The organism is Aidingimonas halophila (assembly GCF_900106955.1).
Taxonomy (GTDB): domain Bacteria; phylum Pseudomonadota; class Gammaproteobacteria; order Pseudomonadales; family Halomonadaceae; genus Aidingimonas; species Aidingimonas halophila.
Genome location: NZ_FNNI01000007.1, coordinates 1 through 15,350 on the forward strand (window position 1 = coordinate 1; position 15,350 = coordinate 15,350).

Annotated in this window: 12 protein-coding genes; 7 read left to right on the plus strand and 5 right to left on the minus strand. The window is 58.9% G+C overall.

What is annotated here, in order from left to right; translation table 11 throughout:
- Positions 1-213 precede the first annotated feature (213 nt).
- The 5 genes from araD1 to BLW01_RS13595 form a co-directional block, all read right to left on the minus strand.
- Positions 214-1,200 (minus strand): AraD1 family protein, encoded by a 987-nt coding sequence (gene araD1, locus BLW01_RS13575; protein ID WP_092570640.1) that lies wholly within the window; start codon positions 1,198-1,200, stop codon positions 214-216.
- Positions 1,201-1,231: 31 nt separating this feature from the next.
- Positions 1,232-2,533, minus strand: coding sequence for a TRAP transporter large permease (locus BLW01_RS13580; protein ID WP_092570642.1), 1,302 nt, complete (start codon positions 2,531-2,533; stop codon positions 1,232-1,234).
- Entirely contained in the window at positions 2,533-3,111 is a 579-nt protein-coding gene (locus BLW01_RS13585) for a TRAP transporter small permease subunit (protein ID WP_092570643.1), read from the minus strand. Before BLW01_RS13585 ends, BLW01_RS13580 begins: the two co-directional genes overlap by 1 nt.
- A 71-nt stretch (positions 3,112-3,182) precedes the next feature.
- Positions 3,183-4,196: a TRAP transporter substrate-binding protein gene (locus tag BLW01_RS13590; protein WP_092570645.1), complete on the minus strand. Its 1,014-nt coding sequence runs from the start codon at positions 4,194-4,196 to the stop codon at positions 3,183-3,185.
- Positions 4,197-4,379: 183 nt separating this feature from the next.
- Positions 4,380-5,330, minus strand: coding sequence for a LysR substrate-binding domain-containing protein (locus BLW01_RS13595; RefSeq protein WP_092570646.1), 951 nt, complete (start codon positions 5,328-5,330; stop codon positions 4,380-4,382).
- A gap of 134 nt (positions 5,331-5,464) precedes the next feature.
- Between BLW01_RS13595 and BLW01_RS13600 the strand changes: the two genes are divergently transcribed.
- The 7 genes from BLW01_RS13600 to BLW01_RS13630 all read left to right on the plus strand — a co-directional run bounded on the left by BLW01_RS13600 (position 5,465) and on the right by BLW01_RS13630 (position 15,350).
- Positions 5,465-6,730: an aldose epimerase family protein gene (locus BLW01_RS13600; RefSeq protein WP_229806498.1), complete on the plus strand. Its 1,266-nt coding sequence runs from the start codon at positions 5,465-5,467 to the stop codon at positions 6,728-6,730.
- A gap of 304 nt (positions 6,731-7,034) precedes the next feature.
- Positions 7,035-8,030, plus strand: a complete 996-nt coding sequence (locus BLW01_RS13605) for an arabinose ABC transporter substrate-binding protein (RefSeq protein ID WP_092570648.1) — start codon at positions 7,035-7,037, stop codon at positions 8,028-8,030.
- Between the two features lie 51 nt (positions 8,031-8,081).
- Positions 8,082-9,575 (plus strand): L-arabinose ABC transporter ATP-binding protein AraG, encoded by a 1,494-nt coding sequence (araG, locus tag BLW01_RS13610; protein ID WP_092570649.1) that lies wholly within the window; start codon positions 8,082-8,084, stop codon positions 9,573-9,575.
- A gap of 32 nt (positions 9,576-9,607) precedes the next feature.
- Positions 9,608-10,624, plus strand: coding sequence for an L-arabinose ABC transporter permease AraH (gene araH / locus BLW01_RS13615; RefSeq protein WP_092570651.1), 1,017 nt, complete (start codon positions 9,608-9,610; stop codon positions 10,622-10,624).
- Positions 10,625-10,649: 25 nt separating this feature from the next.
- The gene (locus BLW01_RS13620; RefSeq protein WP_092570653.1) at positions 10,650-12,395 is read left to right on the plus strand and encodes an IlvD/Edd family dehydratase; all 1,746 of its coding nucleotides are present in this window, start codon (positions 10,650-10,652) and stop codon (positions 12,393-12,395) included.
- A 227-nt stretch (positions 12,396-12,622) separates the two neighbouring features.
- Positions 12,623-14,428, plus strand: a complete 1,806-nt coding sequence (locus BLW01_RS13625; protein ID WP_092570654.1) for an IlvD/Edd family dehydratase — start codon at positions 12,623-12,625, stop codon at positions 14,426-14,428.
- A gap of 1 nt (position 14,429) precedes the next feature.
- Positions 14,430-15,350, plus strand: coding sequence for a DMT family transporter (locus BLW01_RS13630; protein WP_092570656.1), 921 nt, complete (start codon positions 14,430-14,432; stop codon positions 15,348-15,350).

Sequence of the window (15,350 nt, forward strand, 5' to 3'; positions counted from 1 at the left end):
TCGGCCAGTTCACAGGCCTTGTCGACTTCGGCCTTGCTGCCGCCGGCGTAGGTCGGTTCCAGCGTCTCGCCGGTGGCAGGGTTGATGGCGTTGATGCTGGCTGCATTACCGGCCACGGATTGTTGGCCGATTAGCGAAGTTCCTTCGAGTGTCATCTTGACCTCCTGAAATAGCGCTTGTCGTTTTCCTGAATGTCAGGGACAGCGTCAGGCATTAAAGTGAATGTAGGGTGACAGTATCAGGGGCATTGTCAGTGTTGAGGGGATTGCGTAGTGGTCGTCCGAACGTGTCCAACACGATCTCGAAGCGGTCCCCCCCTTGTGTTTGGATTCCATCGGCAAAACTCAAGGTCGCCGTGCCGAAAAAATGCACGTGGACGTCACCTGGCCGACGAAAATTCGCATACTTGAAATGGTGATATTCCAGGTTGGCGAGACTGTGTGCCATGTTGGCTTCGCCGGTCAGGAACGGCTTCTCCCACAAGGTCGTTCCTTCGCGAACGATGCGGCTGGTGCCTTCCAGATGCTCCGGAAGCTCACCGATCAGCAACTCCGGGCCGAAACTGCAGGCGCGTAGCTTGGAATGGGCCAGCCACAGATAATTATAGCGCTCAGTGACGTGATCGGAGAACTCATTGCCGAGTGCATAGCCGACCCGCCAGGGTGTTCCATCCTCGCCGATCAGATAGAGACCCGCCAGTTCGGGTTCTTCGCCGGCATCCTGGGCGAAGGAGGGCACAGGGATGTCGTCCTCCGGCGCGACGATGCAGTCACCGTCCCCCTTGTAGAACCATTCGGGTTGGGCGCCAACCTCGCCAGGTTCCGGTTTGCCACCTTCCACTCCCAATTTGAACATACGCATGGAGTCGGTCAACTCACTGTCGTCGATCTGTGTCTTCGCATGCATCGAGGCCCGGGTATCGGCACTGCCCAGATGGGTCAAACCGGTGCCGGTCACCAGGCAATGGGCTGGATCGGGGTGAGTCAGTGGCGGTAACAGTCGCTTTTCATCGATGAGAGTCTGATAGTCGAGCCGAGTATCGGTCAGGGCCGATTCGACCATCTCCGCGAGCGGGCGACCGTGGGAGATGGCTCGGGATGCCAGGTGGTAGGTATCGGTATCCAGCACCCGGACACGATCATTGTCTTCGACCAGTGCGGCCCGTGGCTGGTTTTGGTACAAGCATTGAATCAGTCGCATATGATCGTCTCTCTTGACTGCGGGGAGCGGGTTACAGGGGCCATATTGCCAGCGACGGCCATAGTAGCAGGATCGCCAGTATCACGAGTTGGATAGCCATGAACGGCAGTACCGACAGGTAGATATCCTTGAGAGCGATGTCGGGCGGTGCCACGCTCTTGAGATAAAACGCAGCGGGACCGAATGGCGGCGACAGGAACGATACCTGCATGTTGACGGCGAACAGGATGCCGAACCAGATGGGGTCATACCCTAGTTGCGTCACGATCGGCAGGAAGATGGGCAGCGCCAGCATGGCAATGCCGATCCAGTCCAGGAACAGCCCCAGCACCAGCATGATCGCCATCATGACCAGAATGACCACGATCGGGGCGACGTCCATGCCGAGGATGAGGTTCGAGACGAAGCGATCGCCACCCATCAGGTTGTAGACACCGACCAGTGCCGCAGCACCAATGCCGATCCAGATGATCATGCCACACGTATTGAGCGTCTGAGCCAGGCTATGGTGCAACATGGTAATCGAGAATTCGCGACGGATGACAATGGCCAGCATGACACCGAAAACACCCATGGCCGCCGCCTCCGTCACTGAGGCGATGCCGCCATAGATGGTGCCGAGCACCATGAGAGCGATCAGGGCGGGGAGCAGGATCGCCTTGATGGCGTCCAGCCTGCTGGCGAAAGGGTTGTCTCGTGTCGTCTCCGTCAGTGGCGGTCCCTTTTGCGGATCCTTGAGACAACGGACCAGGACATAAGCGATATAGGAGCCCATCAGGATCACTGCCGGCGTCACCGCTGCCGCGAACAGATCGGCAATGGATACACTGGCAATCAACCCATAGATGACCAATACGATCGAGGGCGGCATCATGGTTCCCAGGGCGCCACCGGCACACACGACGCCAATGGACAGTCGCTTGTCGTAGCCCAGACGCAGCATCTGCGGGAGGGCGAGAATGCCCAGCAGAACGATTTCACCACCGATGATGCCGGACAGGGCCGCCAGGAAAAAGGCGACGACGATAGTCTGTATGGCTACCCCGCCAGGCAGCCGCCCTGCGAACACTCGCATGGCATTGAACAGGTCTTTGGCAATGCCTGATCGGTCCAATAAGGACGCCATGAGCACGAACATGGGAACGGCGACCAGTGAATATTCGGTAATGAATCCGTAAACGCGACTGGTGACCAATGGCAAAGCGTCGGTACCGAACCATCCGAAGGTAAACACCATGGCGACCAGGCCGGTAATGAATGCCAGGGGCAGGCCCGTGACCAACAACGCAAAGATCGCGCCGACCATCAGCATCGTTGCCGTCGAAATATCCATTACGTGCGCTCCTCAGGCGTGGCTCGGAGTGACTGAATGAAGTGCAGCAGGGCCTGTACCGTCATTAACAGCAGTGCAAAAAGGATGATGCCTTTGAGCAACCCGGGGATCGGCGGATTCCAGGACGTACCGGAGCGTTCCAGTTGCCAATCACCCATGGGATTGTGTGAGGCGCGCCAGAACAAATGAAAGGCGGCATAGCTCATGGTGATGCAGAAACCCAGGATTACCAGGTCATTGAAACGGTCCATCCAATGCCGCATACGAGGTCCGACATTGTCGTAGAGTACCTTGACGCGAATATGGCTGTTCTTGGCCAGTGCCGCCGGTCCGCCGAGCGCGAAACTCGTGGCGACCAGGAAAACGACGGTTTCGTGCACCCAGGACGTCGGCGAGTTGAAGCCGTACCTCAGGAAGACCTCGACCACGCTGATGCCCATGGCGAACAGGATCATCCAGGCAGCACCACGGGCACCGCGTGATATCAGACGATCAAGGCCATTGCGTTCAGGGGATACATCCTCGACGGTTTCGAGGACTTCGGTGATATCGGTGGACTGTGGAGACTTTTCTGACATGGGAACTCTCCGGCCCCATCCCGATCGGGATCAGGATGGGACACCGGTATGATGAAGTGATTGTCGATGCCTCAGAGAAGGTTGCGGGATTCCAGGAAGCCGGTGGCGGAATCGTAGATCTTTTGTGTCATGTCATTCTTTTCAGCCCATTCTGCCCACTCTTCCTTGGCCGCTTCGCGGAACTTCTTGCGCTCTTCGGCTGACAGGTCGACAGGCTCCACATCGGGATTTTCCTTGAGTTCCTGCAGCGTTTCGAGATCCTGTTCCTTGAGGCGTGCGATCAAGTCGTAAGCCATGGCATCGAAACCGGTTTCCAGCGTGGTCTGCAGATCTTCGGGCAGGCTGTCCCACGTTTCCTTGTTGATGGAGATATCGATCATCGGCATGGAGTGGAAGCCGGGATAGAGCGGATACTTGGCGAAGTCGTGGAGCCCCATCGCATCGTTGTTCGAAAGTACGGTGGAGTCGGCGGCATCGATCGTGCCTTTCTCCATGGCGGTAAAGACCTCGGAGCCCGGCAGATTGACCGGTGAGGCGCCGATGCGCTCGAAAATGTTGTAGACCATCCCTTGCGGGGCACGGATCTTGATGCCTTCAAAGTCCTCGATCGTTTCGATCTTTTCGATCGTCGGCACCGATTCGAGCGGGAAGGTGGCGGAAGCGATGTTGTGAGCGCCGTAGGGTTCGATCAACTCGTTGTAAAGGTCTTCGCCCCCACCATATTTCATGTACTCGAGGAAGTCATAAGGGTCGCTCCAGGCACCGACCAGGTTGCCCAGCATGCCGAAGGCGGGATCCTGCCCAGAAAAGTAACTCGGGTCTGTCATGTGGCCGTCGAGTATACCGGAACTGACGGCATCCAGTGTTTCGGTCGGGCCGACGACGGAGTTGATGGGCATGACCTCGATACTGACACGGCCATCCGTCATGGTCTCGATCTTGTCTGCCCACTCTTGCTTGATCTTGAAGCTGGGTTCGCCGGATGTCTCCGAGGCCTGGAACGACCATTCGTATTCCGCGGCCTGGGCAGCGGACATACCGATCAGAAGAACGGAACTGGTAATGATAAGAGGATGTTTGAGCATGACTCTCTCCGCAACGTGTTGTTGTTGATGCGTGGTTGGTGTGAGTTGAGTCTGTATATGTTGAACATATGGTATTTATGTTCAACATATACTTTAGTCGAGCGTCCCTTCGATGCCTTGTCACGAGAGAGTCCAGTGGCGTGCTGGGCACTGCCAGCGGGAGCTGGCGACTCACCCTTGTCGTCACTCAGTCGAACGACTGTCTTCGATCACTTCACGGAGCACTGTGCTCAACGCCGCGGCTCCGGGAGAGAGGCGTTGCTTGCGCAAGGTGACAAGACCATAAGGCTGGACGCTGAGCGATTCCTCGGTGGGCAGTAGATGAAAGCGTTGTGGGTCGCAAAGCAGTTCGGCGACTTCACGACTGACGACCGTGAGGGTATCCGAAACCGCGACCTGCGCCAGTGATGCCAGCATGTCCGGCGTATTGACGATCCGGGCCGGTGGCGACAGGTCGTGATACATGAACAGGTGATCGACACGTTGTCTCATCAGTGCTCCGGGTGGCTGGAGGGACCAGGGATAGGCCGTCATCTCGGCGAGTGTCGGCGAGCCCTTGTCGGCCAGAGGGTGATTCCGCCGGCACACGATACAGATCGCCTCTTCGCCGATCTCTTCGAAGACGAAATGGCCCGGGTCGAAACCGGCGGGAATTCGTGAGACAACCATGTCGAACTCGCCTTCGAGCAAGCGTGGGATCAGCGCCGGGCTCACATCCACATGGACGTTGACCTTGAGTCCCGGGAGTCGGCGGTGCACACGTTCCAGGGTCTGGGCAATCAAGGTCACGGCCGGCGCCATCACCGTACCAACGGATACGACTCCGGCATTGCCATCATTGAGAGCGTTGAGCTCCTCACCTGTCTGCTGCAGCGAGGAAAGAATGTCGTGGGCATGTCGCACGGCGATTTCGCCATACCAGTTGGGTTCGATGCCCCGCGAGTGGCGCTCGAATAACTGCATTCCCAACCGTTCCTCCAGCTCATTGAGGAGTTTGGACGCGGCCGGCTGACTCATGCCCAGGGTGTCGGCCGCACGGTGCAGATTGCGATGGTCGTCCAGTGCGAGGAACAACTGAAGATGGCGTAACTTTAGTCTTACCTTGAGAAACCAGTCGGGCGGTAGTTCGCCCATGACGGAGCGTCGTGTCATGCAGTGATAACCGAATGAATATGGATAGACGAGCTATCTAGTATTAGCGGTTAAGTCGTCGCCTGTCTAACGTGGGGCGTGCCGGCTCAACGGAAAACAACAAACCAGGAGACGACATGACTGATAATAAAATGACTGCCAGGAAGGCCAGGGGCTACCCAGGTGCCACCTCTCGGTGGGTGTGGGCGGCGTTGACGGCATTACCTCTTGTGACGGCGGCCGCCACGGCGGAGGACTCGAACGATAACAACGATACTCGAACGGAAGGCGATCGGCATATCGAGCAGAGCGCATTCGGCACAATGCCCGATGGGCGAGACGTGGCACTCTACACCCTGACCAATACCAACGGGGCGAGTCTTTCGGTGACCCCCTACGGGGGGATCATCGTAGCGCTCCGCGTGCCGGATGCGTCAGGAGCATTCGATGACGTGGTGCTGGGATTCGATTCTCTGGATGGTTACTTGTCCGATAGCTATCGCGAGGCCAATCCTTATTTCGGCGCACTGATCGGTCGTTATGGTAACCGTATCGCCGATGGTGAGTTCACGATCGATGGGGAAACCCATAGGCTCCCCACCAACGATGGTGACAATCATCTGCATGGTGGCGACAAGGGCTTTGACCAGCGCTTATGGGATGCCGAGACGGTCGAGGATGAACGTGGGGTCGGGGTGATCCTGTCATTGACCAGTGCGGATGGCGATCAAGGTTATCCGGGAGAGTTGCAGGCTCGGGTTCGCTACACCCTGACCGATAGCGACGAGCTGGTCGTCGACTATCAGGCCACGACGGATGCCGTGACTCCAGTCAACCTGACTCAGCACAGCTACTTCAATCTCGATGGAGTCACTGGAGACGGCGCCAGTGATGACAATATTCTCGATCATCGTTTGATGATAAATGCCAAGGCATTCACCCCGGTGGATGACGGTCTGATTCCCACTGGAGAGATCCGCGCCGTGGACGGCACGCCGTTTGATTTCCGCGATCCCGCCTCTGTCGGTGCTCGTATCGACAACGACGATGAACAGTTGGAGAAAGGGGGCGGCTATGATCACAATTTCGTGCTGGATCGACGCGAGGTGGAGGAGGGCGAGTTGGTTACAGCCGCCCGACTGGTCGCTCCGGAAAGCGGAAGGGTCATGGAGGTCCAGACCAGCGAGCCGGGTCTCCAGTTCTATTCAGGGAATTTTCTCGATGGTTCACTGACCGGGAAATCAGGCACGGATTACGGCCACCGCTCCGGCCTCGCACTGGAAACCCAGCATTTTCCCGATTCACCCAACCAGCCTGACTTTCCATCAACCTTGTTATCGCCCGGTGAGACGTATAGCAGTCAGACCCGCTATGACTTCTCAGTCCGTGATGCCGAGCAGTAACGGCACTTCGATAATAGCGACCCCATGAGACTTGCATCGACGCCCTGGCTCTCCGCCGGGGCGTCAGCGCTTTTGGCCGTTGTCCTCGGCAGGTCGAGCGCTATCCACACTTTAGTCGCAGCATAGGCGAATGCGCTGGACGGTATCTCGGCTGTTGTCAGTTGGGTGATATAAAAAATGATATCGATATCTGACAATATGAGTATTGGATGGTTATAGCTGTATCGGATTATGGTGTGCATGAGTCGCGGTAACCGCTTCGGCGACAACAACAAATCCCCGGTATCGGGAAAAGGAGAGGAATATGCCACTCACAACGCGATTGACTCCATTACTGCTCAGCAGCGCCGTCGCATTGAGCGCTGCGAGCACGGTCCAGGCCGAGGAAGACGAGGTCAAGATCGGTTTTATCGTCAAGAAGCCTGAACAGGCCTGGTTCATCAACGAACAAGAGGCCGCTACCGAGGTCGGTGAAGAGATGGGCTTCGAGGTCGTCAGGATGGGCGGCGAAGACGGCCAGGCCGTGCTGAGCGCCATCGATAACTTGAACTCCCAAGGGGCGGAGGGTTTCGTGATCTGTCCCCCGGATGTGCGCCTGGGTCCCACGATCATGAACCGTGCGGAAGAGTACGACATGAAAGTGATCACCGTGGATGATCGTTTCGTGGACTCGAATGGCGATCCGATGGAGGAGGTGCCGCATCTGGGCATGTCGGGTTACAAGATCGGCGAGCAGGTCGGTGAGGCGATCCATGAAGAAATGCAGGAGCGGGGATGGGATGCAGATAATGTCGCCGCGTTGCGCATCACCAATGAAGAATTGCCCACTGCCGTCAAACGGACGACGGGCGCCAGTGATGTCTTGATTGATAACGGCTTCCCTGAAGACAACATCCTCGATGCACCGCAGGAGAATACCGATACCAACAGTGCCTTTTCCGCCGCTGCACCGGTCATTTCCCAGAATGAAGATATCGAACACTGGATCATCTACGCCCTGAACGAAGAGAGCGTGCTGGGTGGTGTCCGTGCGACCGAACAGTACGGTATCGATGCCGAGGACGTCATTGGTGTCGGCATCAATGGCTCCGGCGCGGCATTTGCTGAGTTTTCTCGTGATGAGCCGACCGGTTTCCACGGCACCATCGCTGTAAGCTCGACCATGCATGGCCGTGAAACAGCGGAAAATCTCTATCAATGGATTACCGAAGGCGAGAAGCCGAAAGCCAATACGGAAACCAAGGGCAAACTCATGACGCGCAACAACTGGGAAGAGGTTCGGGAAGAACTCGGCCTGTAATCCAAAGGTAAGGTGCCTGTCGGAGGCTCGGCAGGCGCATGGAGCACGAACATGAGTGAACCCTATCTGCGTTTCGACAACATCAGCGTCGAATTTCCCGGCGTACGTGCCCTGGATGGCGTCAGTTTCGGCGCTCACGCAGGGCAGGTCCACGCTCTGATGGGCGAGAACGGTGCCGGCAAATCGACGCTGCTCAAGGTGCTCAGTGGAGTCAATCAGGTTACCGAGGGAACGCTATGGATCGATGGTGAACAGCATGTGTTTGCCAACGAACGTGAAGCCTTGCGGCACGGTATTGCCATCATCTATCAGGAGTTGACTCTGTCGCCGAACATGACGGTGGCCGAAAACCTGATGCTGGGGCAGTTGCCCAAGAAACGGGGCCTGGTCGATCGTTCCCTTCTCGATGCCTCGGCGCGTCGAATCTTGAAGGAGTTGGGCGAAGAGAACATTCACCCTCGAACCAAGGTGCGTGACCTGTCGATCGGTCAACAGCAGATGATCGAGATCGGCCGGGCCTTGTTACGCGATGCGCGAGTGATCGCTTTCGATGAGCCGACCAGCAGTCTTTCTGTTCAGGAAACCCGGCAGTTGAAGCGGATCATCCAGCGCTTACGTGACGAAGGGCGCGTCGTTCTCTATGTCACTCATCGCATGGAAGAGGTCTTTGAAATGTGCGATGCCGTGACCGTATTCCGGGATGGCCAACACATTCGCACGCACGAAGGTCTCGGCGCGTTGAATCATGACGCACTGGTCAGCGAGATGGTCGGGCGTGACATCGAGGACGTATACGGCTTTCGACCGCGTGATCTGGGTGACGTGCTGGTGGATATCAATGCCATCGAGGGCAAGGGAATCAATTCTCCGGTCAGTTTTGACCTCCGTCGTGGCGAGGTCTTCGGCCTGTTCGGACTGGTGGGTGCAGGGCGCAGTGAATTGATGCGTCTGGTGTGTGGTGTCGAAGCCCCGAGCGCCGGCGGCGTTCGATTCGGTGGCGAAGCACGCCGGTTCACGCATCCCTCGGAGGCGATCCGGGCGGGCATCGCGATGTGCCCGGAAGACCGCAAATCGCAGGGGATCTTTCCCATCGCCAGCGTGACGGACAATCTCAACATCAGTTGTCGTCGTTTCTTCAAGCGGTGGGGAATCTTTCGCAATTCCAAGCGTGAACTCGCCAACACGGAAGAATACATCCGTCGCTTGAGCATCAAGACACCGGGTCCTCGAACACGAATCAGCACCCTGTCCGGCGGTAACCAGCAGAAGGTGATTCTGGGGCGCTGGCTCTCCGAAAAGATCGAGCTTTTCGTCATGGATGAGCCCACCCGAGGGATTGATGTCGGTGCGCGACGCGATATCTACACCCTGCTTTACGACCTGGCGGAGAAGGGCAAGAGCGTGGTGGTGATTTCCAGTGACCTGGCGGAAGTCAGCTCCATCTGCGACCGCATCGGGGTAATGCGGGATGGCGACCTGGTCGACATCGTGCCGCGTGATGAGGCGACACCGGAGCGCTTGCTCGGTCTCGCCCTGCCTGCCTGATTTCCTAATGAACGATTGCTAGAGAGTGGATCATGACGACACAAAAAGTGGCGCAAGAGGAAGAGATCGGGGCCGACGCGCGGCCGGAGGGCCGCCAGGGGTTGGCCAAGCCGCTGCGTACCCTGCTGGATACATCAGGATTGATCGGCATTTTCGTGATTCTGTTCGTGGCGCTGTCGATCTTCATTCCCGACTTCCTGACCGGCCGCAACATGGTCGGCCTGTTGTTGTCGGTGACGCTGATCGGCACGATTTCCACCACCATGATGATGGTACTGGCACTTGGCGAAGTGGATCTTTCGGTCGCGTCGATCGTGGCGTTCACCGGCGTGGTGGCTGCCGTTGTCACTTCAGCGGTGGGTAGTGTGTTCATTGGTGTCATCGCTGGGGTGGCGGCCGGGGGCGCCGTCGGGGCCTTCAACGGATTCGTGATTGCCAAGTTCGGGATCAATTCCCTGATCGCCACACTGGCGGCCATGGAATTCGTCCGTGGATTGGCCTATATCACCTCCAGCGGCGATGCCGTGATGGTGACTGTGCCCGGCTTCTTTGCACTGGGCAAGGCGTCCTTCCTGGGACTGACGCTACCCGTCTGGGCGATGATCGCATGCTTCGTGATCTTTGGCGTATTGCTCAACCTGACCGCGTTCGGGCGTAACGTGCTGGCTACCGGTGGTAACAGCGAAGCGGCCGCCCTGGCGGGTGTCAATGTGCGGCGACTGAAAATCATCGTATTCGGGCTGCAGGGCGTGGTTGCCGGTGTGACCGGTGTCCTGCTCGCTTCTCGCATGGGCATGGGGGACCCCAACACCTCCATGGGTCTCGAGCTGGCCGTGATCTCGGCATGTGTCCTGGGGGGAGTGGCCCTTTCCGGCGGTGTCGCGACCATTACCGGCGTGCTGGTCGGGGTCCTGATCATGGGATGTGTCCAGAACGCGATGGGCCTGCTCAACGTTCCCACTTTTTATCAGTACCTGGTGCGTGGCGCCATACTGCTGCTGGCGGTGATGTTCGATCGCTGGAAGCAGACGCGACGTCAGCGCGCATGAACCTTTGCTTCAGGAGAGTATTTGTATGACCGATCGCAAGCGTCCCTTGCGCAGTGCCCAGTGGTTCGGCAACGCTGACAAGAACGGGTTCATGTACCGGAGCTGGATGAAGAACCAGGGCATTCCGGACCATGAATTCCAGGGAAAACCGATCATCGGCATCTGCAACACCTGGTCGGAGTTGACCCCGTGCAATGCCCACTTCCGCAAGCTTGCCGAGCACGTCAAGAAGGGAGTGCTGGAAGCGGGCGGTTATCCGGTCGAATTTCCCGTGTTCTCGAACGGTGAGTCTCTATTGCGGCCGACCGCAATGTTTACCCGCAACCTGGCTAGCATGGACGTTGAGGAATCGATCCGGGGCAATCCGGTCGATGCCGTCGTGTTGCTGGTCGGTTGCGACAAGACCACGCCGGCACTGCTGATGGGGGCGGCGAGTTGCGATATTCCCACCATCGTGGTTACGGGCGGACCAATGCTCAATGGCAAGCACCAGGGCAAGGATATCGGTTCCGGCACCGTGGTCTGGCAGCTCTCCGAAGACGTCAAGGCAGGCAAGATTTCGATGCACGATTTCATGGCGGCCGAAGCCGGCATGTCACGCTCGGCGGGAACCTGCAATACGATGGGGACGGCATCCACCATGGCGTGCATGGCGGAATCTCTGGGTGTCTCGTTGCCACACAATGCTGCGATTCCGGCGGTGGACTCACGGCGTTACGTCATGGCACACCTGTCCGGCAACCGTATCGTCGAGATGGTCGATGAGGATCTGCATCTTTCCAAGGTTCTGACGCGCAAGTCATTCGAGAACGCCATTCGCACCAACGCCGCTATTGGTGGCTCGACCAATGCCGTCGTGCACTTGAAGGCGATCGCCGGTCGTATCGGGGTCGATCTGGCGCTCGACGACTGGACACGTATCGGACGGGGCACGCCGACCATCGTCGATCTGCAACCCTCCGGTCGCTTCCTGATGGAAGAGTTCTACTATGCCGGTGGACTCCCTGCCGTGCTGCGTCGCCTGGGCGAGGCCGACCGGTTGCCGCACAAGGACGCGATGACCGTCAATGGCAAGTCGTTGTGGGAGAACGTCAAGGAGGCACCGCTCTATAATGACGACGTGATCCGTCCGCTCGATAACCCGCTACGCGACGATGGAGGGATGTGCGTGATGCGTGGCAATCTCGCACCCAATGGGGCCGTCCTCAAGCCGTCCGCCGCGACCCCCGAACTGATGACGCACCGAGGTCGTGCCGTGGTTTTCGAGAACTTCGATGACTACAAGGCGCGCATCAACGATCCCGATCTCGACGTCACTGCCGACGACATCCTGGTGATGAAGAATTGCGGGCCGCGTGGTTATCATGGCATGGCGGAAGTCGGCAACATGGGTCTCCCCGCCAAGCTGCTGGAACAGGGCGTTACCGACATGGTGCGCATCTCCGACGCTCGCATGAGCGGTACGGCCTACGGCACCGTCGTGCTGCATGTGGCGCCTGAATCGGCGGCGGGTGGTCCACTGGCGGCCGTTCAGGACGGTGACTGGATCGATCTCGATTGCGACGCCGGGCGTCTTCACCTGGATGTCAGTGATGAAGAACTCCAGCGTCGTCTGGCCGAGCGTGATCCGACGGCGGAATCACAACGCATTGCCAGTGACGGCGGTTATCGTCAGCTCTATATCGAGCACGTATTGCAGGCCGATGAGGGGTGCGATTTCGACTTCCTGGTCGGCAAGCGGGGGGCGGAAGTCCCGCGGCACTCGCACTGATCCACGAATACCGAGAGGCGTGCTACTGTAGAGGACCACGATAGCGTAAGGTAGGCAGAACACGATGATCACGCTGTACCAGGGGCGTTGTTACTGGAAGCGCCCCCGGGCTCCTCGGACTGCCTCTCGATGAGCGCCTGAACTATCGTTGTCCCTTGGTACATGACTAATCGGCCGTGACGCCGCGCGGCGTATGCCGCGAATTTGCGATGAGAGACGAGCACGCCATGAGCGATTCCAACTATCCTATGACACCCGACAAACTGCGTTCCCGCTGGTGGTTCGACAACCCCGACCACCCCGCGACCACGGCATTGTGCATCGAGCGCTACATGAATTACGGCATGACCCTGGAAGAGCTCTCCAGTGGCAAGCCGATCATCGGTATCGCCCAGTCGGGCTCCGATCTGACGCCCTGTAATCGCCATCACATCGAACTGGTCAAGCGGGTCAAGGATGGAATTCGTGCGGCGGGAGGCGTGCCGTTCGAGTTCCCGTTGCATCCCATCCATGAGAATGCGCGCCGACCCACGGCGGCGCTGGACCGCAATCTAGCCTATCTGGGCCTGGTGGAAGTGTTGCACGGCTATCCGCTGGATGGCGTGGTGTTGACCACGGGATGCGACAAGACCACACCGGCTTGCCTGATGGCGGCGGCCACGGTGAACATCCCGGCCATCGTGCTCTCCGGTGGACCGATGCTCAACGGCTGGCGCGGTAGTGAGCGCGTTGGTTCGGGCACCATCATCTGGGAACTGCGCAAGCGACTCGCCGCCGGCGATATCGATTACGAAGAGTTCCTGTCGCGGGCGACGGATTCGGCGCCGTCCGTCGGTCACTGCAATACCATGGGTACGGCCTCGACGATGAATTCGATGGCGGAAGCGCTGGGTATGAGCCTGCCCGGCTCGGCCATGATTCCGGGGCCCTACAAGGAGCGCAGCATGATCGCCTACCAGACCGGGGAGCGCAGTGTCGCCATGGTCTGGGAGGATATGCGCCCCTCCGAGATCCTGACCCGTGAGGCGTTCGAGAATGCCATCGTGGTCTGCTCGGCGTTGGGTGGCTCCTCGAACGCCCCCATTCACATCAACGCCATCGCCCGCCATGCCGGCGTCGAACTCGACAACGACGATTGGCAGCGGCTCGGCCACGAGATACCGTTGCTGGCCAACGTGATGCCTGCTGGTGCGTATCTCGGTGAAGAATTCCATCGTGCCGGCGGGGTGCCTGCCGTCATTCATGAGCTCCTGGGTGCCGGGCGTCTTCATGGCGATGTCGTGACGGTCAACGGCCGATCACTGGCGACCAACGTTCAGGGTCGTGAAACGAGCGATCCCGAGGTGATCCGGCGCTATGACAATCCGTTGGTGGAGCATGCCGGTTTCATCAATCTCAAGGGCAATCTGTTCGACTCGGCATTGATGAAGACCAGCGTCATCTCGCGCGAATTCCGTCGGCGCTTTCTGAACGATGCCGATGACCCCAACGCCTTCGAAGGCAAGGTGGCCGTGTTCGATGGTTCCGAGGACTATCACGCCCGTATCGACGACCCATCGCTCGCCATCGATGAAAGCACCATCCTGGTGATGCGGGGCGCCGGGCCGGTCGGCCATCCTGGCGGTGCCGAGGTCGTCAACATGCAGCCGCCGGAAGCACTGATACGACAAGGCATCGAGTCGCTGCCGTGTCTGGGGGATGGTCGCCAGTCGGGGACGTCAGGGTCGCCATCGATCCTCAACGCGTCACCGGAAGCGGCCACCGGGGGTGGCCTGGCGCTACTGGAGACCGGGGATCGCATCCGCATCGATCTCGGTCGCGGTGAAGTCCGCGTATTGATCGACGAGGCGGAACTCGAGGCTCGCCGTCAGCGTCTGGCATCCCAAGGGGGGTATGCGTATCCCGATCATCAGACGCCCTGGCAGGAGATTCAACGCAGCATGGTCGAGCCGCTCGATCGCGGCATGACACTGGAGCCGGCGACCAAGTATCGGGATGTCGCTCGTCGCAGTCCGCCGCGCGATAATCACTGATATGAGCGGTTTCAATACCTTGTCCCACCGCCAGCAGGGACTTCTGTTGACTGGTGGTGGGGCACTGGTCATGTCGCCCGATGCACTGTTGATCAAGGTGGCCGGCCTGCCGGATGCCGAGATTCTGATGTGGCGTGGTTTGCTGTCGGCATTGGGTTTCTTTCTGATCGTGGTGGCGCGCCATCGTGGCAATACTGTCGCGGCATACCGGCGTTGTGGTTGGGTCGGCATCGGTGTCGCGCTGTTGTTCAGCATGACGACCTGCGGTTTCGTGCTGGGAAATCAGTACACCAAAGGGGGAAATGTGCTGATGATCCTGGCGGGAGCGCCGTTGATTGCCGCCGGGTTGTCATGGGTGATTCTCAAGGAGCGATTGCCACGGCGAACCTGGTTGGCCATAGCGCTGTGCGTCATCGGCATCGTACTGGTAGCGCTCGACGATAGCGGTGTGGGCTCCTGGCAGGGCAATGCCTTTGCGTTGCTGGCTGCGTCCACGCTGGCGATCAACTTTACCCTGTGTCGCACTCGCCCCGGGATCGACATGAGCCCCATGCTGACCTTTGCCGGTTTGATCGTGGCGATCGGTGCCGGCTTCGTCGAATTCTCGTCCGGCGGGCTGTCGTTGCCTCCGATCGATCGCTGGTTGGTCGTGGTAGTACTGTGTCTGGTCATCGTGCCACTGGGAGTGACACTGATTCAGCGTGGGCCGCTCTACTTGCCAGCCGCCGAAGTGGGGCTGCTCCTGCTGCTGGAAGTCGTGGTGGGCACGCTGTGGGTCTGGTGGATCCTGGGTGAGCAGCCGGCGCCATTGTCGTTCGTGGGTGGTGCACTGGTGATTGGTACCCTGCTGGCCAAGGGCTTGTACGAACGTCGACTGGAGCGTCGTCGGTATCCCGATTTCGACCCTTCGTCGGCCACTTGA